The following is a 26796-nucleotide window of genomic DNA, read 5'->3' as shown; positions in this document are numbered from 1 at the left end:
GCGGCGATGCAGCTTCCCAGCTTCAACCTCCTCGCCCAGGCCATCCTCTCCGGGATCTTCATCGGGGCGCTGTATGGCCTGATCGGGCTGGGGCTGGGGCTCGCCTGGGGCCTGCTGCGGCAGATCAACCTGTCGCACTTCGGCCTGGTGTTCCTGGGCGGCTACCTCAGCTACCAGATGGCGGCATCCTGGCACGTGGATCCGCTGCTCGCGCTGCTGCTGGTGCCGCCGCTGTTCTTCCTGCTCGGCGCCGGCATGCAGTGGGCGCTCTCGCGCTTCGCGATCACGCCCTTCAATTCGCTGCTGGTCACCTTCGGCATCACGGTGGTGATCGAGGCCGCGATCCAGGGCGTGTGGACCGCGGACTACCGGAAGCTGGAGTCGCACTACGCCGCGATGAAGTTCACGGTCGGCAGCCTCTACGTGCCGGTGCCGGAACTGCTCACGCTGCTGCTGGCGCTGGGCATCTCCCTGGCGGTCTGGGCCGGCATGCGCTACACGGACCTGGGCAAGGCCCTGCGCGCGATGGCCGAGGACGGCCCCATCGCCGCCGCCTTCGGCATCGACGCGCGCCTGCTGTCGCTGCTGCTGGCCGGCGCCTGCGCGGCGCTGGCGGGCGTGGCGGGCGTGTGCCTGGCGCTCACCTTCACGCTGACGCCGTCGCAGATCTTCGCCTGGGTCGGCGTGGTGTTCGCCGCCGTGATGCTCGGCGGCCTGGGCAGCGCGCTGGGCCCGCTGGTGGCGGGCGTGATCATCGGCGTGAGCGAGGCCGTGACGATGGCCGTGGCCTCCCCGTCCTGGGCGCCCATCGTGTCCTTCTCGCTGCTGATCCTGATGCTGCTGTTGCGCCCCGGAGCCGCGCGATGAGCCGCAGCGCGCTGGCGATCCTCGGCGCCGGCGGGCTGCTGGCGTGCATCCCCTGGCTGGGAGTGCCCTCCTTCTACGAATCGATCCTGTACCTGGTGTTCCACTGGATGGTGCTGGCGCTGTCGTGGAACATCCTTTCGGGCTATTCGGGCTACTTCTCCTTCGGGCACGGCGCCTTCTTCGGCATCGGCATGTACGCCACGGCGGTGCTGGCCGGCAAGTGGAACTGGCCCTTCCTCGCGACGCTCCCGTTCGCGGCCCTGCTGCCGGCGCTGCTGGGGCTGCTGCTCGGCTTCGTGGTGTTCCGGGTCAAGGCGGTGCGCGGCGAGCTGTTCGCGCTGCTGACGCTGGCGGTCACCTTCGTGGTGGCGACCATCATCCTCAACACGCCGATCGATGGCGGCCCGGGCGTGTACCTCAATGCCGTGGAGGTGCCCAAGCTCGGCCCGTCGCCGGCTTCCTCGATCTACCTCCTGGTGCTGGCCGCGGCGGTGGCGACGCTGCTGGTGGCCTACCGCGTCTTCGCCTCGCGGCTCGGGACCGGCCTGTTCGCGATCCACGACGACGAGGACGTGGCGGAGGTGATGGGCGTGCCGACCTTCCGCTACAAGCTGCTCGCGTTCGCGCTCTCCTGCGCGCTGGCGGGCGTGGCGGGCGGCATCCACGCGCTGTTCGTGCAGTACGTGACCACGGGCGAGACCTTCAACATCACCGTGCCGCTGACGGTGGTGCTCATGAGCGTGCTGGGTGGCACGCGGCACTGGGCGGGGCCCGCGATCGGCGCGACGGCGATCACGGGGCTGCTGTACTTCTTCACCGCCGGCGACCACGCCGTCGCGGGCCGGGCGGCGGTCGGGGCGATCCTGGTGCTGGTGATCCTGTTCATGCCGGAGGGGATCCTCGGCACGCTGTTGCGGCGCAAGCCGGGCAGGGCGGCGAGGGGCGAAGCCCTCATCCCCGCCGCGAACGCGGTCCCGGCAGCGGCGGCTGCGGAACCGGCGCCCGCGGCGCCGGCCCCGCGCCGGCACCCGATTGGCGCTCCCCTGCTGGAAGTGCGCGGACTTTCGAAGTCCTTCAAGGGCGTCCAGGCCCTCGACCGCGTCAACCTGCAGGTGCGCCAGGGCGAGATCCTCGGCCTGCTGGGGCCGAACGGCTCCGGCAAGTCCACGCTGATCAACGTGGTCAGCGGCCACTACCCGCTTTCGGCCGGCGAGATCCTGTTCGACGGCCGCGATCTCACCGGCGCGCCCGCGCACCGCATGGCGCATGCCGGCATCGCGCGCACCTACCAGATCCCGCGGCCCTTCGCGCACATGACGGTGCTGCAGAACGTCTCCATGGTGGCGATGTTCGGCTGCGCCTCGCTGGGCCGGCGCGAGGCGGTGCGCGAGGCCTGGAAGTGGCTCGAGTTCACCGGCCTGCAGGCGCGCGCGCACGCCCTGCCCGAGGACCTGAACCTGCACCAGCGCAAGTTCCTGGAACTGGCGCGCGCCCTGGCGGCACGGCCGCGCCTCGTGCTGCTGGACGAGGTGCTGTCCGGCCTCACGCCGGGCGAGATCGACGAGGCGATCGACCTGATCCGCCGCATCCGCGACCAGGGCGCCACCATCGTGTTCGTGGAGCACGTGATGCGCGCGGTGATGGCGCTCACCGACCGCATCGTGGTCCTGAACCACGGCAAGCTGATCGCGCAGGGCGAGGCCGCCGACGTCATGAAGGACGCCGAGGTGGTGAACGCCTACCTCGGGAAGCCGGCCTATGCTTGACGTGAGCGGGCTGCAGGCGAGCTACGGCGCGGCGCCGGCGCTGTGGGACGTGTCGCTCCACGTGGGGCGCGGCGAACTGGTGTGCGTGGTCGGGCCGAACGGCGCCGGCAAGAGCACGCTGATCAACGTGATCGCCGGCCTGCACCGCGCCCGCGCCGGCCGGCTGGTGTTCGAGGGCGAGGAGATCACGCGGCTGGCCAGCCACCGGTTCTGCGCCCGGGGCATCGCCATCGTGCCGGAGGGCCGTCGCCTCTTCACCGGCATGACGGTCGAAGAGAACCTGGCGCTGGGCAGCTTCCTGCCGCAGGCGCGGGCACAGCGCGCGGCCTCGCTGGCGCAGGTGCTGGCGCTGTTTCCCGCGCTGGCGCAGAAGCTGGCGAGTCCTGCCGGCGCGCTCTCGGGCGGGCAGCAGCAGATGGTGGCGATCGGCCGCGCGCTCATGAGCCGTCCGCGGCTGCTCCTGCTGGACGAGCCTTCGCTCGGGCTGGCGCCGACGGTGGTGCTCGACATGTTCCAGGCGATCCGCGACATCAACCGCCAGGGCACCTCGGTGCTGCTGGTGGAGCAGAACGTGGCGATGGCCATGCAGATCGCGCGGCGCGCCTACGTGATGGAAGAGGGCCGCATGGTGGCCGAAGGGCTGGCGCAGGACCTGGTGAACCGGCCGGAGATCCAGAAGGCCTACCTGGGTCTGGAGGCCGTTTAGTCCCCGCCTGCGCCGGGATGACGCAGGTGCCGGTCTTCCGCCGCGCGGAAAAGTCATTTGCCGTCCCCTGCCTTTTCCCGCGCTCCCGGGGCCTCTACAGTCCCGGCGACAAGGAGACATTCCAATGGACAGCAATCTCACCGACAAGCTCCTGATCCGCGAACTGGTCGAGCGCTGGGCGGTCTGGCGCGATGCCGGCGACTGGGAGCGCTTCGCCACCGTCTGGCACCCGGACGGCGTGATGATGGCGACCTGGTTCCAGGGCCCGTTCCGCGACTTCATCCGCGTGACGCAGGAAGGCTGGGACAAGGGCGTCAGCATCCTGCACTTCCTGGGCGGCTCCGCCATCGAGGTGAACGGCGACCGCGCCATCGCCCAGACCAAGATGACCATCTCCCAGCGCGGCATGGTCGAAGGCGCCGACGGCCCCGTGCTGTGCGACGTGGTCTGCACCGGCCGCTTCCACGACTTCATCACCAAGCACGACGGCCAGTGGAAGGTGCTGCACCGCCAGCCGATCTACGAGAAGGATCGCATCGACCCGGTCGACCCGAGCGCGCAGCTGAAGCTCGACCAGCAGCTGCTCGCCTCCATGCCCGAAGGCTACCGGCACCTCGCCTACATCCAGACGCGCATCGGCTACAAGGTGAAGATGGACATGCCCATGCTCAAGGGCCCGCAGGTGCAGGACCTGTACCGGCGCGGGGCGGCCTGGCTCGCCGGCGGTCCGCTGGAGCGCTGAGGATGCGCCGCCGCGCGTGGCTGGCCGCCGCCGCGTTCGCGTGCGCATCCGTGCACGTGCAGGCGCAAGCGCAAACGCAAGCGCAGGCGTTTCCCTCGAAGACGGTGCGCATCATCGTGCCGCAGCCGCCCGGCGGGGGCTTCGACACCGTGGGCCGCCTGCTGGCGGAACGCCTGGGCCGCGTCACCGGCCAGAGCTTCGTCGTGGAGAACCGCACCGGCTCCGGCACCCTCGTGGGCACGGACGCCGCGGCCAAGTCGCCGGCCGACGGCTACACGCTGGTCGTGGGCTCGATCTCCAACCTCGCGCTGAACCCCGGCCTCTACGCGAACCTGCCCTACGACAGCCTGCGCGACTTCGAGCCGGTCGGCCTGCTCGTGAGCTACAGCTACACGCTGGTCGCGCGCAAGGACCTGCCCTTCCACACCCTGCAGGACGTGCTGGCCTACGCCAGGGCGAATCCCGGCAAGCTCCACTACGCCTCCGCCGGCGTCGGCTCCGGCCAGCATGTGCTCGGCGCGGCCCTGTGGCACCTGGCCGGGGTGGACATCGGGCACGTGCCCTACCGCGGCGCGCAGCCGGCCTACCAGGACCTGCTGGGCGGACGGGTGGACCTGTTCTTCGACCTCTCGCCCACCGCGCGCGTGCAGGTGGACGCCGGCAACACCCGGGCGCTGGCCGTGTCGGGCGCGGCGCGCAACCCCATGCACCCGCAGGTGCCGACGGTGCTGGAGACCGGTGCGGCGCAGCTCGAACTGGAGTCCTGGTTCGGCCTGTTCGCGCCCGCGAAGACGCCGCCCGAAGTGCTGCAGAAGCTGCGGGCCGACTTCGCCAAGGTCGCTGCGCTTCCCGACGTGCAGGAGACGCTGGTGAAGACCGGCGGCAAGCCCATGGCGCTGATCGGCGATGATGCGCGGGCCGTGGTGCGCCGCGACGTCGAACACTGGTCGAAGCTGGTGAAGACCCTGGGCATCCGCGCCGAATGACTTTTCCAACCCCGACGAAAGAACCATGAACGTTCTCGGCATCTCCGGCAGCCTGCGCCAGGGCTCCTACAACACCATGGCCTTGCGCGCCGCCCGGAAGCTGGCGCCCGCGGGCATCAACATCGACATCGCCGACATCGCCGACATCGCGGCCATCCCTCTGTTCAACGACGACGTGCGGCTGGCGGGCGAGCCCGCGCCGGTGGCGGAGCTGAAGGCGAAGGTGCGCGCGGCCGACGCCGTGCTGATCGTGACGCCCGAGTACAACTTCTCCATCCCCGGCGTGCTGAAGAACACGCTCGACTGGCTCTCGCGCCCGCCGGAGCCGCCCTTTGCCGGCAAGCCGGTTGCCATCATGGGCGCGAGTCCGGGCCCGGTGGGCACCGCGCGGGTGCAGTACGACCTGCGCAAGGTGCTGGTCTTCCTCGACGCCTTCACCGTCAACAAGCCCGAGGTGTTCATCTCCTTCGCGCAGAACAAGTTCGACGCGCAGGGCGAGCTGACCGACGAGCCGACTGCGAAGTTCATCACGGACCTGCTGCTGTCCCTGCAGAAGCTCGCGACGCGACTGGGCTGATTGGCGCTTCCCCTCATCACCGACGGCCTGTTCTACGCCGTCTCCATCCCCGCGGTCATCCTGCTGGGCGTCAGCAAGAGCGGCTTCGGCGCGGGCTTCGGCTCACTGGCCGTGCCGCTGATGGCGCTGGCCGTGACCGTGCCCCAGGCCGCGGCCATCCTGATGCCCGTGCTGTTCGTGCTGGATTGCATGGGCATCGCGGTGTACCGGCGCGACTTCGACGGGCGGCTGCTGAAGTTCCTGCTGCCCTTCGGCCTGCTCGGCACGGTCGTGGGCACGCTGCTGTTCCGCCTGCTCGATGCGAAGCTGGTGGCCGGCATCGTCGGCATCTTCACGCTGGTCTTCCTCGCGCAGCGGGTGCTGTTCCCGCCGCGTTCCGACAGCCCGCCGCCGCCGAAGTGGCTGGGCGCGCTCCTCACCACCACCTCGGGCTTCACCAGCTTCGTCTCGCACACCGGCGGGCCGCCGCTGACCGCCTACGTGCTGCCCCTGCGCCTCCCGCCCGTGGTGTTCACGGGGACGATGGCGGTGTTCTTCTTCTTCATCAACCTCGCCAAGTGGATTCCCTACGGCTGGCTCGGCCTGCTGGACCTGCGCAACATGGCCACCTCGCTCGCGCTGCTGCCTTTCGCGCCGGTCGGCGTCTTCATCGGCGTGAAAGTCGCGCGCCGGATCCCGCCGGTGCTGTTCTACCGCTTCATCACGCTGGGCATGCTGCTCACGGGATTGAAGCTGGTGTGGGACGGCTTCCTGTCCGGCCGCTGATCGGGCGGGCCAGCCCTAACGCTGCCTTCGCCGCAGCAGGAAGCGGGTAGCGATCAGCGCGAGCACCAGCGCCTGGGCGGCGAGGCCTTGCAGGGTCGGGTGGATGCCCAGCAGCGGCAGCGTCACGAAGCGCACCGAGGTCGCCGGCAGCGCCTGGGCCTCCTGCAGGGCCGAGATGCCGTGGCCCACGAACACCAGCGCCGCCCCGGCCAGCAGCAGGGAGGTCGCGGCATGGAAGCGCGCGACCGGCAGCCGCGTGCCGTACCTGACGATGAACCACGCCAGCACCGCCAGCAGCACCGCCGCGGTCGCGAGTCCGGCGGCCACCGCGCGCTGGCCCTGCTCGCCGGCCTGCGTCCACAGCACCTGGTACAGCAGCACCATCTCGAACAGCTCGCGATAGACGGCGAGGAAGGCCACGCCCGTCACCGCCCAGAGCTTGCGGCCTGCCAGCGCGGCGCTCGCCTGCTGGCGGAGGAAGGTCTCCCAGGCATCCAGGTGGGTTTGCTTGTGCAGCCAGGGCCCCACGTACAGCAGCATCGCGGCGGCCAGCAGGTTGGTGACGCCCTCGGCGAGCTCGTGCTCCACGCCGGCGAACGCCAGCAGTCCGGCGGCGGCGAACCAGGTGAGCAGCCCCAGCAACAGGGCCCCGAACCAGCCGGCATGGAGGTAGCGCATGGCGCCGGGGCGGCCGGTCCTGCGCACCAGTGCGCCCATCGTCGCCAGCACCAGGATGGTCTCGGACCCTTCGCGCAGCAGGATCAGCAGCGAGCTCGCGAAGATGGCCTTCGCCGCCCGCGCATCGCGGGCGAGCAGGTCGGCGGCGCGATCGAGCAGCAGCTCGATGCGGGCGGCGTGGGCGACGACCGTGCCGGCGTGCTGGCGCGCCTCGATCGCCGCGCGCAGCGCCAGCAGCTCGCGCGCGATCTCGCTGCGCAGCGCCGGGTCCGCCTGGTCCAGCCGGGATGCGACGGGCGCGAGCCCCTCGGCGTGCGCTACGACCGCGAGCCGGCGCGCCTGGTCGATGTCGCCCCGCGCGTACGCCGACACCAGCTCGCGCAGCGCGCCGCGCGCCAGCACCAGTTCCGCGGGACGCGAAGTCTCCAGCGCCTCGGGATGCAGCGTGAGAAAGGCGCGCACCGCATCGAGCGCATCGCCTCCCTGGCGTTCGATCTCGGCGGGCGACTGCAGGACCAGCGTGCGCAGGTCGGGCAACTCCGCGTGGCCCTGGCCTTCGCGCCACAGGGCCTCGCCGCGGCGGACCGCCTCCAGCGGGTCCCGCAGGCCGCTCACCAGGAAGGCCAGCGCCCAGCGATCCGCGAAGGGCAGGTGGGCGCCGTGTCCCGGCTGTCCCTTCAGGCCGGTGGTGATCGCGTCGTACAGCGCCAGGATGCTTTGCTGCCCCATGCGCGCCGGGTCGAGGAAGTCGCCCGGCGGCGGCTGCAGCCCCCGGGCCACCGGACCGTCGCCGCGTCCGTCCTGGCCGTGGCAGACGGCGCATTCCAGCTGGTACAGCGCCTGCGCACGGTGCAGGTTGGGCGTCTGCCGGGGCGCCGCGGAGAGGCGGTAGATCCGCATCAGCTCCCTGCCCAGGCCGCGGGCTGGACCCACCACCTCGGACGCGCCCGCGCGCGCATCGATGCCGGCCTGCACGTGCCGGGCCTGCGCCAGCAGGGCGTCCTGTTCGGGGCGCGGGGGCAACTGCGCCAGCAGGGCCACCGACTCGGCGGCGAAGTCGTGCAGGCCCTGGTATTCCGCGGTATCGACCGTCTCGCCGCCGCGCACGACGTAGGGATAGTCGACGGCGACGTGCTCCATCCGGGCGATCACGCCCTGCGCGATCTCCTGCTCCGGCGGCGGCGCCGCGCCGACCGCGCCAGGCAGGCCGAGGGCGAGCAGGACCGCGAGCAGGCGCAGCAGGGTTGCGTGGATCGCGCCGAAAGTATTCATGGCTGGGATGAGGCCGCAGCATAGCGAGCGCATGCGCCGCTGCCATCCTGTCATTTCTGACACTGAAGGCCGCGGCGCGGGGCTCGCGGCTCCTAAACGCGGGGCTCGTCCCAGCCTGGCATCCGTTCGTCGCCCCGCTTGCGCCGGGCTTCGTTCTCGGCCCGTTCGCGCGCCATCTGTTCCTCCAGCTGCTGGCGCCCTTCCTTGACGACCGCGATCATGCGCGCGCGGTCGCGGTGGTGCGGGTACATCTTCTCGAACAGCTCCAGGTTGTGGCGGCGGAAGCGCATGGCCTGGCGGCGCGCCTCGTGCGGCGTGTGGCCCAGGACCTCCAGCACCGTGCGGCCGCTGCGCAGGCTGGATTCGAACAGCTCGCGCTCCACCCGCATCACGCCGCGGTCGCGCAGGGCGTTCCAGTGCGGCACGTCGCGCGCGCGGGCCACGAGTTCCAGGCTGGGGAAGTGCTCGCGCACCAGGTCGACGATCCGCAGCGACTGCTCCTTGTCGTCGACCGCCACCACCAGCACGCGCGCCTTCTCCGCGCCGGCCGTGCGCAGCAGGTCCAGCCGCGTGGCGTCGCCGTAGTGCACCGTGTAGCCGAAGGCGCGCGCCGCCTCCACCATGTCGGCGTCGTGATCGAGCACGGTGGAGGCGATGCCCTCCGCATTCAGCATCCGGCCGATGATCTGGCCGTAGCGGCCGAAACCCGCGATGATGACCGGAGCGGTCTGCGGCTCGACCAGCTCCGGCAACTCCCGGCGGCCGTCCGCGAAGCGGGGCAGCACGAGGCGGTCGATCGCCAGCAGCAGCAGCGGCGCCAGCAGCATCGTCACCGCCACCGCGCCGATCAGCAGCGATGCCACTTCGCCGGAGATCACCTGCGCGCCGGCGGCGGCCTGGAACACCACGAACGCGAATTCGCCCCCCTGCGCCAGCAGCAGCGTGAAGACCGGTCGCTCCGCCAGGGGAATGCCCATGGGCCCCGCGATGGACCAGATCACGACGGCCTTCAGCGCCAGCAGCATGACCACCACCAGCGCCATCCAGCCGGGCGAGCGCGCCAGCACGGCGAAATCGATGCTCATGCCCACCGCCATGAAGAACAGCCCCAGCAGCAGGCCCTTGAAGGGTTCGAGGTCGGTCTCGAGCTCGCGCTTGTATTCGCTTTCCGCCAGCAGCACGCCGGCGAGGAAGGCGCCCAGCGCCATCGACAGCCCCACCATCTGCATCAGCGCGGCGATCGCCACCACCAGCAGCAGCGCGGCGGCGGTGAAGATCTCCGGCGTGCGGCTCTTGGCGATCCAGCGCAGGAGCGGGCGCAGGGCGAGCCGGCCGCCGAGGATGATGCCGCCGATCACCGCCAGGATGCGCAGCGCCTCCAGCCCGCCGTCGCCGCCGGCTTGCGCGTCTTTCGCGCCCGCCAGCAGGGGCAGCAGCGCCAGGATCGGGATCGCCGCCACGTCCTGAAACAGGAGGATGGAGAAACCCGCGCGGCCGCTGCTGGTGGGCAGCAGGTTGCGCTCGCCCAGCACCTGCAGCGCGATGGCCGTCGACGACAGCGCGAGGCCCAGCGCCGCCACCAGCGCGGTGCGCCACTGGGCGCCGGCGAGCACGCCGACGGCGAACAGCAGCGCCGCGCACCCGAGCACCTGCGCGCTGCCCCAGCCGAAGATCGGCCGGCGCAGGCTCCACAGGCGCCGCGGCTCCAGCTCGAGGCCGATCAGGAACAGCATCAGCACCACGCCGAACTCGGCGAAGTGCAGGATGTCCTCCACGTTGGTGACCAGCCCGAAGCCCCACGGGCCGATGGCGATGCCGGCGGCGAGGTAGCCGAGGATGGAGCCGAGGCCGATCGCGCGCGACAGGGGCACGGCGATCACCGCCGCGGCGAGGTAGATCAGGCTGTTGGTGAGCCAGGCCGGTGCGTGTTCCATTCAGTCGTGGGCGGGGGGCGCGGGGCGGTCGGTGGCCGGGACGTCCGTGATCGGGCAGGCGCCGAGCTCCGCGATCTCCGGCCAGTCGGGATAGGTGGCGAGGCGATCCCGGAACACCTCGGCGTGCGCCTCCACTTCCTCGTGGCTGGCGCGGTGCGCCGCGTGCAGCACCAGCGGCGGCAGGAAGCGCATGCCGCAGAGGGCCGCGGTCTGTTCGTAGGGCGGCAGGAAGGCGTCGAAGAAATAGCGGTTGTACCCCTGCGGGTGGTAGGACGCCTCGGGCCCGCCGGTGGTGGCGACCAGCCACAGGTCCTTGCCGTGCAGCGCGGTGCCGGCGCGGCCGTAGGCCCAGCCGTAGCTGAGCACTTCGTCGAGCCACAGCTTCAGGAGCGCCGGCATCGAGTACCACTGCACCGGGTGCAGCAGCACCAGCAACTGCGCGGCGCCGGTGTTCGCCTGTTCCGCGGCGACGTCGATGTCGTAGTCGGGATAGCGCGCATAGAGGTCCTGCACCTTCACGCCGGCGACGCCGCGCGCCCGTTGCAGCAGCAGGCGGTTGACGCGCGACTCGCGCCAGTTGGGATGCGCGGCCAGCACGTAGGCGCCGCGCGCGCTGTTTGCGAACTCATCCATGCCCTGTAACATAGCCCAAAGCGGCCAATGAGGGGCCGCGCAACAGAGGAGCCCGTGGATGCCGGTCGTCGTCGTTGCGAACCCGAAGGGCGGGGTGGGCAAGTCCACCATCGCCACGAATCTCGCAGGATATCTTGCCAGCCGCGGCCACGGCGTGATGCTCGGCGATGCCGACCGCCAGCAGTCCTCGCACCTCTGGCTGCGGCTGCGCCCCGCCGAAGCCCGCGGGATCGCCGGCTGGGACGTCGGCGAAGGCAAGCTGGCCAAACCGCCGAAGGGCACCACCCACGTGGTGCTCGACACGCCCGCGGGCGTGCACGGCAAGCTGCTGCGCAAGGCCCTGGACATGGCGGACAGGGTGCTGGTGCCGCTGCAACCGAGCATCTTCGACATGTACGCCACCCGTGCCTTCCTCGACGAACTGGCGCATTCGCGCGCGGCCGGCCAGCCGAAGGTCGGGATCGTCGGGGTGCGCGTCGATCCGCGCACGATCGCCGCCGACAAGCTGCAGGAGTTCGTGGCGAGCCTCGGCCTGCCGGTGCTGGCCTTCCTGCGGCCGACGCAGAACTACGTCTACCTGGCCGCGCGCGGGCTCACGCTGTGGGACGTCGGGCCCGGGAAGGTGGAGCGGGACCTGGAGCAGTGGCAGGGCATCACCCGCTGGCTCGAAGCCCGGTGATCTAATCGGGCGCATGAAGATCTTCGACTCCCTTGCCGAACTGCCGCCGCTGGTGGGCCAGGAACTCGCGGTCAGCGACTGGATCACCGTCACACAGCGCCAGATCGACCTGTTCGCCGACGCGACCGGCGACCACCAGTGGATCCACGTCGACCCGGAGCGGGCGAAGGCCGGCCCCTACGGCGGCACCATCGCGCACGGTTTCCTCACCCTCTCGCTGATCCCGAAGATGGTGGAGTCCGCGCTGGACATCCGCAACCAGCGCATGAGCGTCAACTACGGCCTCAACCGCGTGCGCTTCCCGGCCCCGGTGCCGGCAGGCAGCCGGCTGCGCTCGCGCGTCCGGCTGCTGGAGTGTCAGGCCCTGCCGGACGACGGGCTGCAGATCATCTGGCAGATCACGGTCGAACGCGAAGGCAGCGACAAGCCCGTGTGCGTGGCCGAATCGGTGACGCGGCGCTACGGTTGAGACCTGTATCTCGTAACCGCTTTCCACCCAGCCAAAAAAGTGCCCGCACGAAGCGGGCGAGGAAGAAAGGAGTCTGGGTTGCCTGGCCTGCCCTGATCGGGCCGGTTAGAGCGCAGATGCAGGACCGTGCGCCGTCTTTCAAACACAGCGGGGTGAAACGGAATATTGCTTGTGTGCCGGGGTGCGCAAGGATCAGGCAGCGCCCCCGAAGCCCTGCTGGCGCCACGCCTCGAACACGGTGACGGCCACCGCATTGGAAAGGTTGAGGCTGCGCTGGCCCGCGCGCATGGGCAGGCGCAGGCGCTGCGTGGGCGCCAGGCTTTCCAGCAGCTCGGGAGGCAGCCCGCGCGTCTCCGAACCGAAGACCAGCCAGTCCCCCGCCGCGAAGGCCACGTCGTGCACGGGCCGCGTCGCGCGCGTGGTGAGCGCGAACAGCCGTTGCGGGTCGGGCTGTTCGGCTGCCAGCAGGGCCGGCCAGCTGGCGTGCCTCCGCACCTGCGCGTACTCGTGGTAGTCGAGGCCGGCGCGCCGCATCTGGCGGTCTTCCATGGAGAAGCCCAGCGGCTCGACCAGGTGCAGGGTGCAGCCCGTGTTGGCCGCGAGGCGGATGACGTTGCCGGTGTTCGGCGGGATCTCGGGCGTGACGAGCACGATGTGGAACATGCCCGGATTGTCGCGGTTCATCCGGGCGCGTCGGTCCGCGCCAGCACCACCGCGGCGACGCGCGCCGTTCCGGCCTGCCTCAGCACCCGCGCGACGGCGTGCAGGGAGGCGCCGCTGGTCATCACGTCGTCCACCAGCAGCACGCGCTTGCCGCGCACCGCATCCGCTCGCAGCGGCTCCAGGCCGAACGCGCCTTCGACATTACGCCGCCGCGCCGCGCGATCCAGCGCGGCCTGCGCGCCGGTCTCGCGCAAGCGCAGCAGCAGCGTGCCGTCGACCTTGCGCCCGCCCAGCCGGCGCGCCAGCAGCAGCGCCTGGTTGAAGCCCCGTTCGGCCAGCCGGCCGCGTGCCAGCGGCATCGGCAGCAGGAGATCGGCTTGCGCGATCTCCTCCGCGACGCCGGGGATGGCGGCCATGTGCCGGGCCAGGGTCGCGGCCCAGCCGGGTTCGCCGCGGAACTTGAAGCGGTGGACCAGCCCGGACCAGGGGAAGGCGTAGTCGACGGCGGCGAAGCAGGCGTCCAGCGGCGGCGGTTCGCGCACGCAGGCGCCGCAGGTGCGCACGCCTTCCGGCAGGACGAGGGCGCAGCGCCCGCAGCGGTGGCGCGCGGTGCCGAAGCGCGCCGTGCAGCCCGCGCACAGCGGCCGCGCGGGCCAGGCGCCGCACACCGCGCACCGGCCCGGCGGTGCGACGACCCATGGCGGCAGCCAGCCGATGCGCATCGGCTCAATATACTGGCGGCCCTGCGCGATGGCATCCTCAGAACGACCCCCCACGATCGACCCCGTCGCCGCGACGCGATGGGAACGCACCGCACCCGCGGCCAGCCCCTGGCTGCACGAAGAGGTGGGCCGCCGCATGGAGGAACGCCTGCAGTGGATCAAGCGCGCTCCCCCCGCCTGGGCCGACTGGGAGCCGGTGCGCGGAGGCCTGGAGGCGCACGCGCTGGTCGCGCAGCGTTACCCGCAGGCGCGCTCTTACGCGGTCGAGCCGCAGCCGGCGCGGGCCGCCGTCGCCAAGGAGCGGCTGGGCAAGCCCTGGTGGAAACGCCTTGCGGGCGGCGGGGCCGTGGAGATCGGACCGGTGCCGGCCGGCGCGGTGCAGATGCTCTGGTCCAACATGCAGCTGCACATGGCGGCCGACCCGGAGGCGCTGATGCGGCAATGGCAGGAGGCGCTCGCGGTCGACGGCTTCCTGATGTTTTCCTGTCTCGGACCGGACACCTTGAGGGAACTGCGGAGCCTCTATGCGGCGCTGGGCTGGCCCGCACCCGGCCACGAATTCACCGACATGCACGACTGGGGCGACATGCTGGTGCACGGTGGCTTCGCGGAGCCGGTGATGGACATGGAGCGCATCACCCTGGCCTTCGACACGCCCGAGCGCGTGCTGCGGGAACTTCGCGAGCTCGGCGCCAATCTGCATCCGAAGCGCTTCGCTGCCTTGCGCGGGCGCGGCTGGCACGCGCGCCTGCTGCAGGAACTTTCGCAGCACTTGCGCGGGCCGGACGGCAAGCTCACGCTGACCTTCGAAATCATCTACGGCCACGCGATCAAGCCGCTGCCCCGCGCGCGCGTGGGCGAGCACAGCGCGGTGCCCTTGTCCGACATGCGCGCCATGTTGCGTGGAGGCCGCAGTCGCGAATGAGATCGTCGTTTGATCGTTGTCATGACGCCAAATCCGTCGGCGTTGCGCCAGATCAATCCGGGTATTGGAGAAGAGTGGCAGAGCAGGGCCGGCTACAATCCGCGCGTGATTCTGGTGCGCCGCGCCGTGTCGAACCTCGTATTCCGTTTCGCCACCGTCCAGGGGCAGGCCATCCACTGGTTCCTGCGTCGTAACTGCTCCGTGACGCCGGCGCAGCTGGGTTGGCTGTACGTGTCGCTGTGCGTCGTGTCGTTGGGAATAGGGGCGTTCTTCTGGGTCCAGGGCGCGGTCCTGGTCCTGCCTTTCACGTGGGTCGAGCTGGCGGCCGTCGGCGTCGCTTTCCTGGCCTACGCCCGGCATGCGGCGGACCGCGAGCACATCCTGCTGCAGGGCCGCAGGCTGGTGGTGGAACTGGAAAGCGCGGGCCGCCTGGAGCGCGCGGAATTCAACCGCGACTGGGTGCGCGTCGAACCGGCGGCGGACGACCGATCGCTGATCGAGGTGTCGGGCCAGGGGCGGCGGGTGAACATCGGGCGCTACCTGCGGCCGGAGCTGCGGCCGGCGCTGGCGCGCGAGCTGCGCCAGGCCCTGCGCGAGGCGTGACCGGAAACGAACAAAACGGCTATTTGGAAGGTTTGAGGCTGAGAACGATGAAGAGACAAACCAATCTCGCGACGCTGCTGGCCCTGGGGGGCGGACTGGCCGGCACGGCAAGCGCGGCGGTGCAGGACCTGCCCGGAGGCCCCGCCGTCCGGCAGCTGAACCTGCATGCGGCGGCGACGCGCATCGCGGTCGAACAATCCTGGCTGCACTGGTTCATGCTGATCACCTGCACCGTGATCTTCGTGCTGGTGTTCGCCGTGATGTTCTATTCCATCTGGAAGCACCGCAAGTCGGTCGGCCACAAGGCCGCCAACTTCCACGAGTCCGTGACGGTGGAAGTGGTGTGGACGGCGATCCCCTTCATCATCGTGATCCTGATGGCGCTGCCGGCCACCAAGGTGCTGGTCGCGGCCAAGGACACCTCCAACGCCGACGTGACCATCAAGGCCACCGGCTACCAGTGGAAGTGGGGCTACGACTACCTGACCGGCGACGCCCAGGGCGTGAGCTTCATGTCCACCATCGACAGCACGCACCGCGAGATCTCCAACGCCGGCGCGAAGGGCAGCGACATCCCCAACGACTACCTGCTGAAGGTCGACAACCCGATGGTCGTGCCGGTCAACCGCAAGATCCGCGTCATCACCACCGCCAACGACGTGATCCACGCTTGGGGCGTGCCTTCGTTCGGCGTCAAGCAGGACGCCATCCCCGGCTTCGTGCGCGACACCTGGTTCCGCAGCGAGAAGGTGGGCGACTTCTACGGGCAGTGCTACGAGCTGTGCGGCAAGGAACACGCCTACATGCCCATCCACGTGAAGGTGGTGAGCCAGGAGGACTACGTGAAGTGGGCCGGCGAGCAGCGGAAGGCCCAGCAGGCCAAGGCCGACGACCCGGCCAAGGTCTGGACCCTGCCCGACATCGTGGCGCGCGGCGAGAAGGTCTACGCCGCCAACTGCGCGGCCTGCCACCAGCCGAACGGCAAGGGCGCCGGCCCGATCAAGCCGCTGGACGGCTCGCCCGTGGTGCTCGACGCGGACAAGACCAAGCAGATCCAGGTGGTGCTGAACGGCCGCGCCGCGATGCCGCCGTGGAAGCAACTGGGCGACACGGACCTCGCGGCCGTGATCAGCTACACCAAGAACCACTGGAGCAACAAGACCGGCCAGGTCGTGCAGCCCGCCGAAGTGCTGGCGCAGCGTGGCAAGTGAGCCAGGGCAGGAAAAAGAGGAAAACATGAGCGCAGTTCTCGACCCCCACGGCCACGTTGCCGGACACGACGAGCACCACCACGCGCCCGCCGGCTGGCAGCGCTGGGTCTACGCCACGAACCACAAGGACATCGGCACGCTGTACCTGCTGTTCGCCTTCTTCATGCTGATGTTCGGCGGCGTGCTGGCCCTGGGCATCCGCGCCGAGCTGTTCCAGCCCGGCCTGCAGCTGGTGAACCCCGAGCTGTTCAACCAGTTCACCACCATGCACGGCCTGATCATGGTGTTCGGCGCGATCATGCCGGCCTTCGTGGGCTTCGCGAACTGGATGATCCCGCTGCAGATCGGCGCGCCCGACATGGCCTTCGCGCGCATGAACAACTTCAGCTTCTGGCTGATGGTTCCCGCGGGCATCATGCTGGTGCTGTCCTTCTTCATGCCGGGCGGCGCCCCCGCCGCCGGCTGGACGCTCTACGCGCCGCTGACGCTGCAGATGGGCCCCTCGATGGACGCCGGCATCTTCGCGATGCACATCCTGGGCGCCTCCTCGATCATGGGCTCGATCAACATCATCGTGACCATCCTCAACATGCGCGCGCCCGGCATGACGCTGATGAAGATGCCGATGTTCGCCTGGACCTGGCTGATCACGGCCTACCTGCTGATCGCGGTGATGCCCGTGCTGGCCGGCGCCATCACGATGACGCTGACCGACCGCCACTTCGGCACGACCTTCTTCAACCCGGCCGGCGGCGGCGACCCGGTGATGTACCAGCACATCTTCTGGTTCTTCGGCCACCCCGAGGTCTACATCATGATCCTGCCGGCCTTCGGCATCATCAGCCAGGTCGTGCCCGCCTTCTCGCGCAAGCGCCTGTTCGGCTACGCCTCGATGGTGTACGCGACCAGCTCGATCGCGATCCTGTCCTTCATCGTGTGGGCGCACCACATGTTCACCACCGGCATGCCGGTGACGGGCCAGCTGTTCTTCATGTACGCGACCATGCTGATCGCGGTGCCCACGGCCGTGAAGATCTTCAACTGGATCGCCACGATGTGGCAGGGCTCGATGACCTTCGAGACCCCGATGCTGTTCGCGGTGGGCTTCATCTTCGTGTTCACCATCGGCGGCTTCACCGGCCTGATCCTGGCCATGGCGCCGATCGACCTGCTGCTGCAGGACACCTACTACGTGGTGGCGCACTTCCACTACGTGCTGGTGGCCGGCTCGCTGTTCGCGCTGTTCGCCGGGGTCTACTACTGGGGCCCGAAGTGGACGGGCACGATGTACAACGAGTCGCGCGGCAAGATCCACTTCTGGTGGTCGATCATCTCGTTCAACGTCACCTTCTTCCCGATGCACTTCCTGGGGCTGGCGGGCATGCCGCGCCGTTACGCCGACTACCCCATGCAGTTCGCCGACTTCAACGCGCTGGCCTCCGTCGGCGCCCTGTTCTTCGGCCTGGCCCAGGTGTACTTCTTCTTCTTCGTGGTCCTGCCCATGATGCGCGGACAGGGCGCCGCCGCCCCGCAGCGCCCGTGGAACGACCCCGACGGCAAGGGCGCCGAAGGCCTGGAGTGGGAAGTGCCGTCGCCGGCGCCTTTCCACACCTTCGAAGTGCCCCCGCGCCTGGACCCGACCGCCACCCGCGTGCTGGACGCACGCGTGCAGCCGGAAAACCCCGGCGCGGTGCATTGATGGCGGACGCGATGGCCAAGGACGACGAGGACCGCAAGAAGAGCAACCTGCGCCTGGCGCTGATCCTGGCGTCGATCGCGCTGGTGTTCTTCCTCGGCTTCATCGCCAAGATGACGCTGCTCGGGAAGTAGTCTGATGGCGCGCATGGCTGGCGAGAACCGCAGGATGGTGGGCAAGCTGGCCGTCGTGGCGGCCGGCATGTTCGCCTTCGGCTACGCGCTGATCCCGATCTACCGGCACGTCTGCGAGGCGCTGGGCATCAACATCCTGGCGGTGGGCGAGCGGCAGGTGCCGGGCTCTTCCAGCGCGAAGCCCAACACCCAGGTCGACACCAGCCGCACGATCACCGTGGAGTTCGACGCCAATGCGCGCGGCCCCTGGCACTTCAAGCCGGCGCAGGCCTCGATCCGGGTGCACCCCGGCGAGCTGGCCACCGTCGTCTACGAGTTCCAGAACGTGCAGGACCGGCGCATGGCCGCCCAGGCGATCCCCAGCTACGCGCCGCGCAACGCCGCCGCGCACTTCAACAAGCTCGAGTGCTTCTGCTTCAACCAGTACACGCTGGAGCCGGGCGAAAAGAAACAATGGCCGGTGGCTTTCGTGATCGATCCGAGGCTGCCGAAGGACGTGACGACCATCACCCTGTCCTATACCTTCTTCGAGGTGGGCGGCAAGACGCCGCCGGCGCCGCAGGCCGTGGCGCCGCTGGGGGCGGGAGGCCGCGGATGAGTTTCCTGCGCACCGTGAAGACGGTGTTGTGGTCGTTCGTGGGGATCCGAAAAAGAAGTGGCTTCGAGGAGGACCTGGGCAAGGCCAATCCCTTCCACATCATCGCGGTGGCGCTGGTCGCCGTCGGATTGTTCGTGGGAGGGCTGATCGCCCTGGTCCACTGGGTCGTGAAGAATTGAGACAAGAGGAATCGACAGAATGAGTACTACCGCACCGGGGACCCGGCCCCATTACTTCGTGCCGCAGCCGTCGCGCCACCCGGCGTTCGCGGCGTTCGGCCTGTTCTTCGTCATCTTCGGCGCGGCCAACTGGATCAACGGCGCCGGCTGGGGCAAGTTCTCGCTCTTCTTCGGCCTCCTGTGGCTGTTCTGGGTCCTGTTCGGGTGGTTCGGCGACGCCATCCGCGAGAGCGAGACCGGCCAGTACGGCCGCAAGATCGACCTGTCCTTCCGCTGGAGCATGAGCTGGTTCATCTTCTCGGAGGTGATGTTCTTCGGCGCCTTCTTCACCGCGCTGTGGTGGATGCGCTCGCACTCGGTGCCCGCCCTCGGCGGCGTCGACAACGCGCTGCTGTGGCCCGACTTCAAGGCCGTCTGGCCCAGCACGACGCCCGGCGCCACGGCCTCCCCGGCCGGCGTGATCGAGCCCTTCCAGACGATGACGCCGTTCTGGCTGCCGACCATCAACACCGCGCTGCTGCTGTCCTCGGGCATCACGCTGACCATCGCCCACCACGCGCTGCGCGCCGGCCATCGCGGCACCACCGTGCTGTGGATGTGGCTCACCGTGTTGCTGGGCGCGACCTTCGTCTGCGTGCAGGGCTACGAGTACTTCCACGCCTACACCGAACTGAACCTGAAGCTCAGCTCCGGCGCCTACGGCTCGACCTTCTTCATGCTGACCGGCTTCCACGGCTTCCACGTGCTCGTCGGCATGCTGATGCTGCTGTTCATCACGATCCGCCTGATGAAGGGCCACTTCACGCCCGAGCGCCATTTCGGCTTCGAAGGCGCGGCCTGGTACTGGCACTTCGTGGACGTGGTCTGGCTGTTCCTCTACACGCTGGTCTACTGGACGTGACGCGCCCGGCCCGTCGTTCCGCGCAGGCGTGACGAAATTCGAAGGGCCGCAGTGCGGCCCTTTCGTTTTGCAGTCACTTCAGCGGAATCCCCGTCGGGTGGATATACCCGAGCTTCCACGCCCCCAGGATGCACACGAACAGCAGGACGGAAAATCCGACCCGGAACGCCAGCGCGCGGGCCATGTTGTTCGTCTTGGGCTTGCCGTCCTGCCCGTCGCGCATCATGAAGAACAGCGCGGACCCCAGGCTGGCGATGATGGCGAGGAAAGCCAGGATGACGAAATACTTCATGTGTCCGATTATGGGTACGCGGGCGACAGCATGCTGAAGCGTATCGTGATCGCCGCCGCCGCGCTCCTCGGGATTGCGCTCACCCTGAACCTGGGCTTCTGGCAATGGAGCCGCGGCCAGCAGCGCACCGCGATGCACGACGCCATCGAGGCGCGCGCCCGCCTGGCCCCGCTGGCCTCCCCCGACCTGCCGGCGCAAATGCGCCCCGACGACCCGTTGCTGCACCGCCCCGCGGTGCTGGAGGGCGAATGGCTGCCGGCCCACACCGTGTTCCTGGACAACCGCCAGATGAACGGGGTGCCCGGCTTCTACGTCGTCACGCCGCTGCGGCTCCAGGGCCGCAAGGACGTGGTCCTGGTGCAGCGAGGCTGGGTGCCGCGCAACTTCGCCCGACGCGACGCGCTGCCGCCGGTGGAAACGCCCGCCGGGGTCGTGCAGGTACGCGGCCGCCTTGCCCCACCGCCCGCGAGGCTGTACGACTTCGACCAGGAAGAGACGGGGCCGATCCGGCAGAATCTCGACCTGTCCCGGTTCCGCACGGAAACCGGCCTGCCGCTGCTGCCCTGGTCGCTGCAGCAGGCGGGTCCGGCGTCCGAGGGCCTGTTGCGCCAGTGGCCGCAGGCCGGCAGCGGCGCGGAAAAGAACTACGGCTACGCCTTCCAGTGGTGGGCCCTTGCCGCGCTCATCGCGATCCTCTATGTCTGGTTCCAACTCGTCCTCCCCCGCCGCCAAGTCCGCGCTGCTTGACCAGCCGCTCGGCCTGACGGTGCACTCGCTGCCGCTGCCGCAGGAGGCCGCGCTGGCCGACGCGCAGCGCACCCGCTCCGGCCGCTGGAAGATGCTGCTGGTGGCGATCGTGTGCGCGGCCCCGGTGCTCGCTTCCTACTTCACCTACTACGTGGTCCGGCCCGAGGGGCGACGCAGCTACGGCGAGCTGATCGAGCCGCAGCGCCCGATTCCTTCGATCACCGGCACCGACCTGGCCGGCCAGGCCGTGAGCCTGCCCACGCTGCAGGGCCAGTGGCTGCTGGTGAGCGTGGCCGGCGGCGGCTGCGAGGACGCCTGCGAGCGCCACCTGTACCTGCAGCGCCAGCTGCGGGAAGGCCTCGGCAAGGACAAGGACCGGCTCGACTGGGTCTGGCTCATCCCGGACGGCGCGCCGGTCCGCGAGAGCCTGCGGCCCGCGCTGGCGCAGGCGACGGTGCTGCGCGTCGATGGCGCGCAGCTGGCGCAATGGCTCGCGCCGGCGCACGGCCGGCAGCTGACGGAGCATCTCTACCTCGTCGACCCGATGGGCCACTGGATGATGCGCTTCCCGCCCACGCAGGACGTGGCTGGCGCGACGAAGATCCGCAAGGACCTGGAGCGCCTCATGCGCGCCTCCGCGGGCTGGGACCAGGCCGGCCGGGGCAAGTGACGCGATGGCCGACGTAGCGCTGTACGACTTCAGCCCCGTCCTGCGGATGGCCCTGCTGGGCATCGCCGTGGCGCTCGGGCCGCTCGCCTGGGTGTGGGTTCGCAACAAGAATGCGGCGCCGGGCCGGCGCCTCGCGGCGCTGACGCTGCTGACCCTGTTCCTCACCTTCGACCTGGTGCTGTTCGGCGCCTTCACGCGCCTGACCGATTCCGGCCTCGGCTGCCCCGACTGGCCAGGCTGCTACGGCAACGCCAGCCCCACCGGCGCGATCGAGCAGATCCGCGCCGAGGAGGCGCGCATGCCCACCGGGCCGGTCACGCACGGCAAGGCCTGGGTCGAGATGATCCACCGCTACCTCGCCACCGGCGTGGGCGTGCTGATCACGACGCTGGCGATCGCGACCTGGCTGCAGCGCAAGAAGGGCCTGCCGGTGTCGCCGCGCTGGCCCGCGTTCACGCTGGCCTGGGTCTGCCTGCAAGGGGCCTTCGGCGCGTGGACGGTCACGATGAAGCTGTTTCCGGCCATCGTCACCCTGCACCTGCTTGGCGGCATGGTGCTGCTGGCGCTGCTGACGATGCAGGAGGTGGCGTACCGGCAGGCGCAGCGCGGCACGGGCGCGTTCGGCATTCCGGTGCCTGCGCGCCGCTGGCTGCTGGCCGCGTACGCGCTGCTGTGGCTGCAGGTCGCGCTGGGCGGCTGGGTCAGCACCAATTACGCGGTGCTGGCCTGCAGCGAATTCCCGGCCTGCCAGGGCAGCTGGTGGCCGGCGATGGACTTCCGCCAGGGCTTCGAGCCGTGGCGCGAACTGGGTCGGACGGGGACGGGCGAGATCATCCACTTCGCGGCCTTGACCGCGATCCACTACACCCACCGTCTCGTGGCCTACGCGGTGTTCGTGGTGCTTGGCGTGCTGGCCTGGCGCCTGCGCGGCGGCCCGCTGCACCAAGCCGCCCGGGCCGTCGCCCTGCTGGCGCTGTGGCAGTTCGCCACCGGCCTGTCGAACGTGGTGCTCGGCTGGCCGCTGCTCGCCGCCGTCGCCCACACGGGCGGGGCCGCCGCGCTGGTCGTGACGCTCACCTGGGCGCTGCGCGAGAGCCGGGCCGCGTCCGCGCCCGTGCCGCTGGCCGCGGCGGGGCAGGAGGTGTCCGCATGAACGCCGCCGTCGCGCGCCAGTTCTACGCGCTGATGAAGCCGCGCGTGATCCAGCTGATCGTCTTCTGCGCCGTCATCGGCATGGTGCTGGCCGTGCCGGGGCTGCCGTCGCTGGAGGAGGTGCGCGTCGGCGCCATCGCCTCTTTCGGCATCTGGTTGGTCGCGGGCGCGGCCGCCGCCTTCAACTGCCTGGTCGAGAAAGGCATCGACGCCAAGATGCGGCGCACTGCCTGGCGCCCCACCGCCAAGGGCGAGCTGAGCGACCGGCAGACGCTCGTCTTCTCCGCCGTGCTGTGCACGATCGGTTCCTGGCTGCTGTATGCGTGGGTCAACCCGCTGACCATGTGGCTCACGCTGGCGACCTTCATCGGCTACGCCGTGATCTACACCGTGATCCTCAAGCCGCTGACGCCGCAGAACATCGTGATCGGCGGCGCGTCCGGCGCGATGCCGCCGGTGCTCGGCTGGGCCGCGCTGCGCGGCGACGTCGGGCCCGAGGCGCTGATCCTGTTCCTGATCATCTTCCTGTGGACCCCGCCGCACTTCTGGGCGCTGGCGCTGTACCGCGTCGAGGACTACCGCCGCTCCGGCCTGCCGATGCTGCCGGTCACGCACGGCAACGAGTTCACGCGGCTGCAGATCCTGCTCTACACCATCGTGCTGTTCGCGGCCTGCCTGATGCCTTTCGCCTACGGGATGAGCTCGTGGGTCTACCTCGCGGCGGCGCTGGTGCTCAGCATCGGCTTCACGTGGTACGGTTTCCGGCTGTGGCGCGAATATTCGGACGCCCTGGCGCGAAAGACCTTCCGGTTTTCCCTGATCCACCTGAGCGTGCTGTTCGCGGCACTGCTGGTGGATCATTACCTGCTGTGACCATGCTGCGACGCGATTTCATCACCCTGGGCGGCACTGCCACCCTGCTGGCGGCCTGCGGCGTCGAGACCAAGCCGCCCTACAAGGGGGTCGACATCACCGGCGCCGACTACGGACGGGACTTCAAGCTGCCCGACACCGACGGCAGGATGCGCAGCGTGCAGGACTTCGCGGGCAAGGCCGTGGTCGTGTTCTTCGGCTACACGCAATGCCCGGACGCCTGCCCGACCACGCTGGCCGAGATCGCGGGTGCGAAGAAGCTGCTGGGCGCCGACGGCGCCAGGGTGCAGCCGGTGTTGATCTCGCTCGATCCCGAGCGCGACCAGCCGGACGTGCTGAAGTCCTATGCCACCGCCTTCGGCCCCGACTTCATCGCGCTGCGCGGGACCCCGGAACAGACCGCCGCGGTCGCCAAGGACTTCAAGGTGTTCTACCGCAAGGTTCCCGGCAGCACGCACGGCAGCTACACCCTGGACCACACGGCGGCGAGCTACGTCTACGATCCCAAGGGACGGCTGCGCCTCTACGTGCGCTACGGCAGCGGGCCGCAGGCCCTGGCCGACGACCTCCGGCTGATCCTGCAGGGCTGAATGATCAGCGCCCCCACGCTTGTCACTTCGTGTACTGCGCTGCCCCCCGAGGGGGCTGGCCCGCCTTGGAGCGGCCCGGCGGCGAGCCCGGAGCACCTCCTGGGACGCAAGGGCGCCGCCCGCATCGCGCTGATCCCGCCGGAGGTGCTCGAAGCCCTCAACGCGGGGCAGGTCGCGACCGTCAACCTCAACGAGTTCCTCGCCATTGACCTGGGCCGGCTGGCCTGCAACGTGGCGCGCCAGGTCGGCCTCGATCCCGGGGCGGAGCGGCTGCAGGACACCCTGGGCATGCTCGCGGCCTTCCCGCCGATGAAGCGCCACCTGCACGTCGCGCGCGCCTTCTACGACCTGACCGAGCCGCGGGCCGACCGCGATGCGGTCGCCCAGGCGCTGGCATCGCACCCCAGCGACGTCGCGCGGTCCTGGGCGGCGCAGTGGCTCGCGTTTTCCAGCCTTCCGCTCGCCGACAAGCTGCGCTCGGTGTTCCGCTTTGCCGCCGATCCGCACTTCGGGGTGCGGGAGATGGCCTGGATGGCGGTGCGCGACGAGATCGCGGGCGACGTGGACGCGGCGCTGCGCCTGCTGCAGCCCTGGGCCACGCATCCGGACGCCAACATCCGCCGCTTCGCCAGCGAGGCGACGCGCCCGCGCGGCGTCTGGTGCGCGCAGATCGACGCGCTGAAGGCGGAGCCCTGGCGCGGCCTGGCGCTGCTGCAGCCGCTGCGCGCCGACGCCAGCCGCTACGTGCAGAACTCCGTGGCCAACTGGCTCAACGACGCCGCCAAGTCGCAGCCCGCATGGGTGCGCGACGTGTGCGCGCAGTGGTCGCGCGGCCGGCTCGCCCCCGAGACGGCCTACATCGTCAGGCGCGCGCAGCGCAGCCTGCGCGGGGAAGCCGAGGCTTCCTAGCGCAGGACGCCTTCGTCGGGAGCGCTGTCGAGGGAGCGGATCGCCTTGCGCGTGTCGGGGGTGATCTGGTCGAGGGCGTCCACCGCCCATTGCAGGGTCGCCGCGCCATCGAGGTGCGGCAGCGGCAGCACTGCCTCCGTGACGTGGAAGCGCAGGGTGGCGCCGGGCAGGGCCGGCACGTCGCGCAGGCCGCTCGCCACGAGCTGCTGGGCGCGCGAGATCGCGGCGTCGCGCGTGGAGGGCGCTTCCAGCAGCAGCGCGAATTCGCGCGGACCGACCCGCGCCGTCATGTCGTAGCCCCCGGTCAGGCGGCGCAGGTGCGATGCCGTGATCACCAGCGCCTTCTCCATCGCATCGCGGCCGTAGTGGTCGCCGATGGCGTCCAGGTTGGAGAGGCGGATGCACAGCAGCGCGCAGTTCTGCCGCTGGTTGCGGGCGTGCGTCAGGCTGCTGGCCAGGCGTTCGACCATGGCCTGGCGGTGCGGCAGCCCCGTCAGCGGGTCCGCGCGCTGCAGGCTGCTGGCCCGCAGTTCGGCCTCGCGCCGCGCCATCAGGCGCTGGCTCACCGCATAGGACAGGAGCGGCAGCGCCACCAGGGTGCCGATGTAGACGCCGAAGCGCGTGAGCAGGTTGGACGGCAGGATTCCCAGATCGCGCCCGAGCGGGAAGGCCGCCAGCAGCACGATGGGGACGAAGGCTACGGCCACCAGGCGCAGGTGGGGATCGCGTCCGCCGAGCCAGCCCCAGAGCACCATGCTCAGGACGGCGACCAGCGCCACTCCCGTCAGCGCCAGCACCAGCGTGAGGCTGCCCGAGCTGTCGACGACCATGTGCACGGCGGTCGCGCCGAGCAGCGCCGCGATCAGGGTCCACACGCCGAGGTCGAGCCACCGCGACAGCCGGGCCGGATCGGACAGTATCTTCACCAGCCACAGGCCGGCGGCCACGCCGGCGCCGGGCCAGAGCTCCAGCAGGGCGTCGTTCCAGGCGCTCCATTCCGGCCACAGGTGCTGGCCGCCGACGCCGCTGCGGGCCAGCTGGCCCAGTCCCAGCAGCAGGACGCTGACGCCGAACACGGTCGAAGCCCGGTCGCGCAAGGCCAGACCGTTGGACAGGGCGGCGAAGGCCACCAGCGCCAGCACCCCGAAGTAGATGCCGAGCATGAACTCCTCGCGCTCGCGCTGCACTTGCAGCGCATCCTGGCGCAGCAGCGTGAGCGGGGCCGAGAAGTCGCCGTGGGCGTCGTCCACCCGCATCCAGTACCGCACGCGACGGCCCGGGTCCCTGGCCAGCTCGAAGGTGGGGAGCCGGCCTGGCACCCGCCACTGCGCCACGGGCAGCCCGGTGCCGGCCTGCTGCGTGACCCACTTGCCTGCGGCATCGCGGTAGAGGAACTCGATGTGGTCGTTGACCGAAGAGCCCACCTCCACGAGCCAGGGCTGGCCGGCGGGCACCGTCGCCTCGAACATGATCCACAAGGCAATGGCGTTGTTGGACCGCTGGTTCTCGCGCCGCCGCAGGCGCCAGGGGAGCTCCTGGGCCGCTGCCTCGACCTGGTCCGCCTGCATGGCGCCGCTGTGGTCGATCCAGTAGACGCTGCGCTCGCTCAGGGGGACGGACACGTCCTCACCGAGGACCACGTTGGACGGGAAGGTCTGCGCCGCCGCACCGCCGAGAAGGGCGCACGACAGTGCGGCCCCGATCCAGAAGGCCCACCATCCGCGCAAGGTTCCAACCATCCCCCTCATCTCGCGCATTTTGGCCGGACAAGGATGAGCTCGCACCAGTCCTCCGTGAAAAACTGTCCGAAACGCGTGGATACAACAAAAAAGCCCGGCGGTGCCGGGCTTTTTTCAA

At 70.1% G+C, this 26796-nt stretch carries 30 protein-coding genes; 23 read left to right on the top strand and 7 right to left on the bottom strand.

Annotation, left to right across the window (positions count from 1 at the left end; genetic code table 11):
- Positions 1–6: 6 nt before the first annotated feature.
- The 7 genes from JJ685_RS19460 to JJ685_RS19430 all read left to right on the top strand — a co-directional run bounded on the left by JJ685_RS19460 (position 7) and on the right by JJ685_RS19430 (position 6409).
- Positions 7–867, top strand: coding sequence for a branched-chain amino acid ABC transporter permease (locus JJ685_RS19460; RefSeq protein ID WP_201675993.1), 861 nt, complete (start codon positions 7–9; stop codon positions 865–867).
- Positions 864–2633, top strand: coding sequence for a branched-chain amino acid ABC transporter ATP-binding protein/permease (locus JJ685_RS19455; RefSeq protein ID WP_201675992.1), 1770 nt, complete (start codon positions 864–866; stop codon positions 2631–2633). The genes JJ685_RS19460 and JJ685_RS19455 overlap by 4 nt, the downstream gene beginning before the upstream one ends.
- Entirely contained in the window at positions 2626–3339 is a 714-nt protein-coding gene (locus tag JJ685_RS19450) for an ABC transporter ATP-binding protein (RefSeq protein WP_201675991.1), read from the top strand. The genes JJ685_RS19455 and JJ685_RS19450 overlap by 8 nt, the downstream gene beginning before the upstream one ends.
- 124 nt (positions 3340–3463) lie before the next feature.
- Positions 3464–4081, top strand: coding sequence for a nuclear transport factor 2 family protein (locus tag JJ685_RS19445; protein WP_201675990.1), 618 nt, complete (start codon positions 3464–3466; stop codon positions 4079–4081).
- 2 nt (positions 4082–4083) lie between these two features.
- Entirely contained in the window at positions 4084–5067 is a 984-nt protein-coding gene (locus JJ685_RS19440) for a Bug family tripartite tricarboxylate transporter substrate binding protein (RefSeq protein WP_201675989.1), read from the top strand.
- A gap of 25 nt (positions 5068–5092) precedes the next feature.
- A complete protein-coding gene (locus tag JJ685_RS19435; RefSeq protein ID WP_201675988.1) occupies positions 5093–5644 on the top strand; it encodes an NADPH-dependent FMN reductase in 552 nt (183 codons plus the stop codon).
- Positions 5645–6409: a sulfite exporter TauE/SafE family protein gene (locus JJ685_RS19430; RefSeq protein WP_201675987.1), complete on the top strand. Its 765-nt coding sequence runs from the start codon at positions 5645–5647 to the stop codon at positions 6407–6409.
- 15 nt (positions 6410–6424) lie between these two features.
- Here the strand turns inward: JJ685_RS19430 and JJ685_RS19425 are convergent, their stop codons facing one another.
- The 3 genes from JJ685_RS19425 to kefF all read right to left on the bottom strand — a co-directional run bounded on the left by JJ685_RS19425 (position 6425) and on the right by kefF (position 10926).
- Positions 6425–8359 (bottom strand): FTR1 family protein, encoded by a 1935-nt coding sequence (locus JJ685_RS19425; RefSeq protein WP_201675986.1) that lies wholly within the window; start codon positions 8357–8359, stop codon positions 6425–6427.
- A 92-nt stretch (positions 8360–8451) separates the two neighbouring features.
- Complete coding sequence (gene kefC, locus JJ685_RS19420; protein ID WP_201675985.1) at positions 8452–10293, bottom strand: glutathione-regulated potassium-efflux system protein KefC; 1842 nt, start codon at positions 10291–10293, stop codon at positions 8452–8454.
- Entirely contained in the window at positions 10294–10926 is a 633-nt protein-coding gene (gene kefF, locus JJ685_RS19415) for a glutathione-regulated potassium-efflux system oxidoreductase KefF (protein ID WP_201675984.1), read from the bottom strand.
- Between the two features lie 58 nt (positions 10927–10984).
- Here kefF and JJ685_RS19410 point away from each other — a divergent pair, with 58 nt between their 5' ends.
- Together JJ685_RS19410 and JJ685_RS19405 are read left to right on the top strand one after the other, a co-directional pair.
- A complete protein-coding gene (locus JJ685_RS19410; RefSeq protein WP_201675983.1) occupies positions 10985–11605 on the top strand; it encodes a ParA family protein in 621 nt (206 codons plus the stop codon).
- Positions 11606–11618: 13 nt separating this feature from the next.
- Positions 11619–12074, top strand: a complete 456-nt coding sequence (locus tag JJ685_RS19405) for a MaoC family dehydratase (protein ID WP_201675982.1) — start codon at positions 11619–11621, stop codon at positions 12072–12074.
- A 192-nt stretch (positions 12075–12266) separates the two neighbouring features.
- On the opposite strand, the gene trmL is transcribed toward JJ685_RS19405, so the two are convergent.
- A complete protein-coding gene (gene trmL, locus JJ685_RS19400) occupies positions 12267–12737 on the bottom strand; it encodes a tRNA (uridine(34)/cytosine(34)/5-carboxymethylaminomethyluridine(34)-2'-O)-methyltransferase TrmL (RefSeq protein WP_201676239.1) in 471 nt (156 codons plus the stop codon).
- Positions 12738–12754: 17 nt separating this feature from the next.
- Complete coding sequence (locus JJ685_RS19395) at positions 12755–13459, bottom strand: ComF family protein (protein WP_201675981.1); 705 nt, start codon at positions 13457–13459, stop codon at positions 12755–12757.
- 28 nt (positions 13460–13487) lie between these two features.
- On the opposite strand from JJ685_RS19395, the gene JJ685_RS19390 reads away from it, so the two are divergent.
- The 8 genes from JJ685_RS19390 (at position 13488) to JJ685_RS19360 (ending at position 19706) form a co-directional block, all read left to right on the top strand.
- Entirely contained in the window at positions 13488–14384 is an 897-nt protein-coding gene (locus JJ685_RS19390) for a methyltransferase domain-containing protein (RefSeq protein ID WP_201675980.1), read from the top strand.
- 126 nt (positions 14385–14510) lie between these two features.
- A complete protein-coding gene (locus JJ685_RS19385; protein ID WP_330901811.1) occupies positions 14511–14987 on the top strand; it encodes a DUF2244 domain-containing protein in 477 nt (158 codons plus the stop codon).
- A 47-nt stretch (positions 14988–15034) separates the two neighbouring features.
- Positions 15035–16198, top strand: coding sequence for a cytochrome c oxidase subunit II (coxB, locus tag JJ685_RS19380; protein ID WP_201675979.1), 1164 nt, complete (start codon positions 15035–15037; stop codon positions 16196–16198).
- A gap of 25 nt (positions 16199–16223) precedes the next feature.
- The gene (ctaD, locus tag JJ685_RS19375) at positions 16224–17897 is read left to right on the top strand and encodes a cytochrome c oxidase subunit I (RefSeq protein ID WP_201675978.1); all 1674 of its coding nucleotides are present in this window, start codon (positions 16224–16226) and stop codon (positions 17895–17897) included.
- Between the two features lie 11 nt (positions 17898–17908).
- Positions 17909–18028: a cytochrome oxidase small assembly protein gene (locus tag JJ685_RS29885; RefSeq protein ID WP_236599126.1), complete on the top strand. Its 120-nt coding sequence runs from the start codon at positions 17909–17911 to the stop codon at positions 18026–18028.
- A 13-nt stretch (positions 18029–18041) separates the two neighbouring features.
- Positions 18042–18626, top strand: a complete 585-nt coding sequence (locus tag JJ685_RS19370; protein ID WP_408015484.1) for a cytochrome c oxidase assembly protein — start codon at positions 18042–18044, stop codon at positions 18624–18626.
- Positions 18623–18805: a DUF2970 domain-containing protein gene (locus tag JJ685_RS19365; protein ID WP_201675976.1), complete on the top strand. Its 183-nt coding sequence runs from the start codon at positions 18623–18625 to the stop codon at positions 18803–18805. Before JJ685_RS19370 ends, JJ685_RS19365 begins: the two co-directional genes overlap by 4 nt.
- Positions 18806–18824: 19 nt before the next feature.
- On the top strand, positions 18825–19706 hold the full coding sequence (locus JJ685_RS19360) for a cytochrome c oxidase subunit 3 (protein WP_201675975.1): 882 nt from the start codon (positions 18825–18827) through the stop codon (positions 19704–19706).
- Between the two features lie 73 nt (positions 19707–19779).
- Here the strand turns inward: JJ685_RS19360 and JJ685_RS19355 are convergent, their stop codons facing one another.
- The gene (locus JJ685_RS19355) at positions 19780–19998 is read right to left on the bottom strand and encodes a twin transmembrane helix small protein (protein ID WP_201675974.1); all 219 of its coding nucleotides are present in this window, start codon (positions 19996–19998) and stop codon (positions 19780–19782) included.
- Between the two features lie 30 nt (positions 19999–20028).
- Here JJ685_RS19355 and JJ685_RS19350 point away from each other — a divergent pair, with 30 nt between their 5' ends.
- The 6 genes from JJ685_RS19350 to JJ685_RS19325 are packed head-to-tail and all read left to right on the top strand — an operon-like array spanning position 20029 to position 24939.
- A complete protein-coding gene (locus JJ685_RS19350; RefSeq protein WP_201675973.1) occupies positions 20029–20745 on the top strand; it encodes an SURF1 family protein in 717 nt (238 codons plus the stop codon).
- Positions 20696–21415 (top strand): SCO family protein, encoded by a 720-nt coding sequence (locus tag JJ685_RS19345; RefSeq protein WP_201675972.1) that lies wholly within the window; start codon positions 20696–20698, stop codon positions 21413–21415. The genes JJ685_RS19350 and JJ685_RS19345 overlap by 50 nt, the downstream gene beginning before the upstream one ends.
- Before the next feature lie 4 nt (positions 21416–21419).
- Complete coding sequence (locus tag JJ685_RS19340; protein ID WP_201675971.1) at positions 21420–22568, top strand: COX15/CtaA family protein; 1149 nt, start codon at positions 21420–21422, stop codon at positions 22566–22568.
- Positions 22565–23440, top strand: coding sequence for a heme o synthase (cyoE, locus tag JJ685_RS19335; protein WP_201675970.1), 876 nt, complete (start codon positions 22565–22567; stop codon positions 23438–23440). The genes JJ685_RS19340 and cyoE overlap by 4 nt, the downstream gene beginning before the upstream one ends.
- A 2-nt stretch (positions 23441–23442) precedes the next feature.
- Complete coding sequence (locus tag JJ685_RS19330; protein WP_201675969.1) at positions 23443–24030, top strand: SCO family protein; 588 nt, start codon at positions 23443–23445, stop codon at positions 24028–24030.
- Entirely contained in the window at positions 24031–24939 is a 909-nt protein-coding gene (locus tag JJ685_RS19325) for a DNA alkylation repair protein (protein WP_236599125.1), read from the top strand. It abuts the gene before it with no gap.
- Here JJ685_RS19325 and JJ685_RS19320 read toward each other — a convergent pair.
- On the bottom strand, positions 24936–26678 hold the full coding sequence (locus JJ685_RS19320) for a sensor domain-containing diguanylate cyclase (RefSeq protein WP_201675968.1): 1743 nt from the start codon (positions 26676–26678) through the stop codon (positions 24936–24938). The two genes, JJ685_RS19325 and JJ685_RS19320, sit on opposite strands and share 4 nt — an antisense overlap.
- Positions 26679–26796: the final 118 nt, after the last annotated feature.

This window comes from Ramlibacter monticola, from assembly GCF_016722785.1.
Classification (GTDB): domain Bacteria; phylum Pseudomonadota; class Gammaproteobacteria; order Burkholderiales; family Burkholderiaceae_C; genus Ramlibacter; species Ramlibacter monticola.
Note: the sequence above shows the minus strand (reverse complement) of the source record. Positions and strands in the feature narration are given on the sequence as shown.

Coding starts and splice junctions, on each gene's coding strand:
- ctaD (WP_201675978.1), top strand. CDS start 16,224: ATGAGCGCAGTTCTCGACCCCCACGGCCACGTTGCCGGACACGACGAG.
- JJ685_RS19460 (WP_201675993.1), top strand. CDS start 7: ATGCAGCTTCCCAGCTTCAACCTCCTCGCCCAGGCCATCCTCTCCGGG.
- kefC (WP_201675985.1), bottom strand. CDS start 10,293: ATGGAACACGCACCGGCCTGGCTCACCAACAGCCTGATCTACCTCGCC.
- JJ685_RS19395 (WP_201675981.1), bottom strand. CDS start 13,459: ATGCGCATCGGCTGGCTGCCGCCATGGGTCGTCGCACCGCCGGGCCGG.
- JJ685_RS19340 (WP_201675971.1), top strand. CDS start 21,420: ATGGCCGACGTAGCGCTGTACGACTTCAGCCCCGTCCTGCGGATGGCC.
- JJ685_RS19370 (WP_408015484.1), top strand. CDS start 18,042: ATGGCTGGCGAGAACCGCAGGATGGTGGGCAAGCTGGCCGTCGTGGCG.
- trmL (WP_201676239.1), bottom strand. CDS start 12,737: ATGTTCCACATCGTGCTCGTCACGCCCGAGATCCCGCCGAACACCGGC.
- JJ685_RS29885 (WP_236599126.1), top strand. CDS start 17,909: ATGGCCAAGGACGACGAGGACCGCAAGAAGAGCAACCTGCGCCTGGCG.
- JJ685_RS19350 (WP_201675973.1), top strand. CDS start 20,029: ATGCTGAAGCGTATCGTGATCGCCGCCGCCGCGCTCCTCGGGATTGCG.
- JJ685_RS19450 (WP_201675991.1), top strand. CDS start 2,626: ATGCTTGACGTGAGCGGGCTGCAGGCGAGCTACGGCGCGGCGCCGGCG.
- JJ685_RS19455 (WP_201675992.1), top strand. CDS start 864: ATGAGCCGCAGCGCGCTGGCGATCCTCGGCGCCGGCGGGCTGCTGGCG.
- JJ685_RS19325 (WP_236599125.1), top strand. CDS start 24,031: ATGATCAGCGCCCCCACGCTTGTCACTTCGTGTACTGCGCTGCCCCCC.
- JJ685_RS19390 (WP_201675980.1), top strand. CDS start 13,488: ATGGCATCCTCAGAACGACCCCCCACGATCGACCCCGTCGCCGCGACG.
- JJ685_RS19355 (WP_201675974.1), bottom strand. CDS start 19,998: ATGAAGTATTTCGTCATCCTGGCTTTCCTCGCCATCATCGCCAGCCTG.
- JJ685_RS19435 (WP_201675988.1), top strand. CDS start 5,093: ATGAACGTTCTCGGCATCTCCGGCAGCCTGCGCCAGGGCTCCTACAAC.
- JJ685_RS19445 (WP_201675990.1), top strand. CDS start 3,464: ATGGACAGCAATCTCACCGACAAGCTCCTGATCCGCGAACTGGTCGAG.
- JJ685_RS19345 (WP_201675972.1), top strand. CDS start 20,696: ATGTCTGGTTCCAACTCGTCCTCCCCCGCCGCCAAGTCCGCGCTGCTT.
- cyoE (WP_201675970.1), top strand. CDS start 22,565: ATGAACGCCGCCGTCGCGCGCCAGTTCTACGCGCTGATGAAGCCGCGC.
- JJ685_RS19410 (WP_201675983.1), top strand. CDS start 10,985: ATGCCGGTCGTCGTCGTTGCGAACCCGAAGGGCGGGGTGGGCAAGTCC.
- JJ685_RS19405 (WP_201675982.1), top strand. CDS start 11,619: ATGAAGATCTTCGACTCCCTTGCCGAACTGCCGCCGCTGGTGGGCCAG.
- JJ685_RS19365 (WP_201675976.1), top strand. CDS start 18,623: ATGAGTTTCCTGCGCACCGTGAAGACGGTGTTGTGGTCGTTCGTGGGG.
- JJ685_RS19425 (WP_201675986.1), bottom strand. CDS start 8,359: ATGAATACTTTCGGCGCGATCCACGCAACCCTGCTGCGCCTGCTCGCG.
- JJ685_RS19360 (WP_201675975.1), top strand. CDS start 18,825: ATGAGTACTACCGCACCGGGGACCCGGCCCCATTACTTCGTGCCGCAG.
- JJ685_RS19320 (WP_201675968.1), bottom strand. CDS start 26,678: ATGGTTGGAACCTTGCGCGGATGGTGGGCCTTCTGGATCGGGGCCGCA.
- kefF (WP_201675984.1), bottom strand. CDS start 10,926: ATGGATGAGTTCGCAAACAGCGCGCGCGGCGCCTACGTGCTGGCCGCG.
- coxB (WP_201675979.1), top strand. CDS start 15,035: ATGAAGAGACAAACCAATCTCGCGACGCTGCTGGCCCTGGGGGGCGGA.
- JJ685_RS19440 (WP_201675989.1), top strand. CDS start 4,084: ATGCGCCGCCGCGCGTGGCTGGCCGCCGCCGCGTTCGCGTGCGCATCC.
- JJ685_RS19330 (WP_201675969.1), top strand. CDS start 23,443: ATGCTGCGACGCGATTTCATCACCCTGGGCGGCACTGCCACCCTGCTG.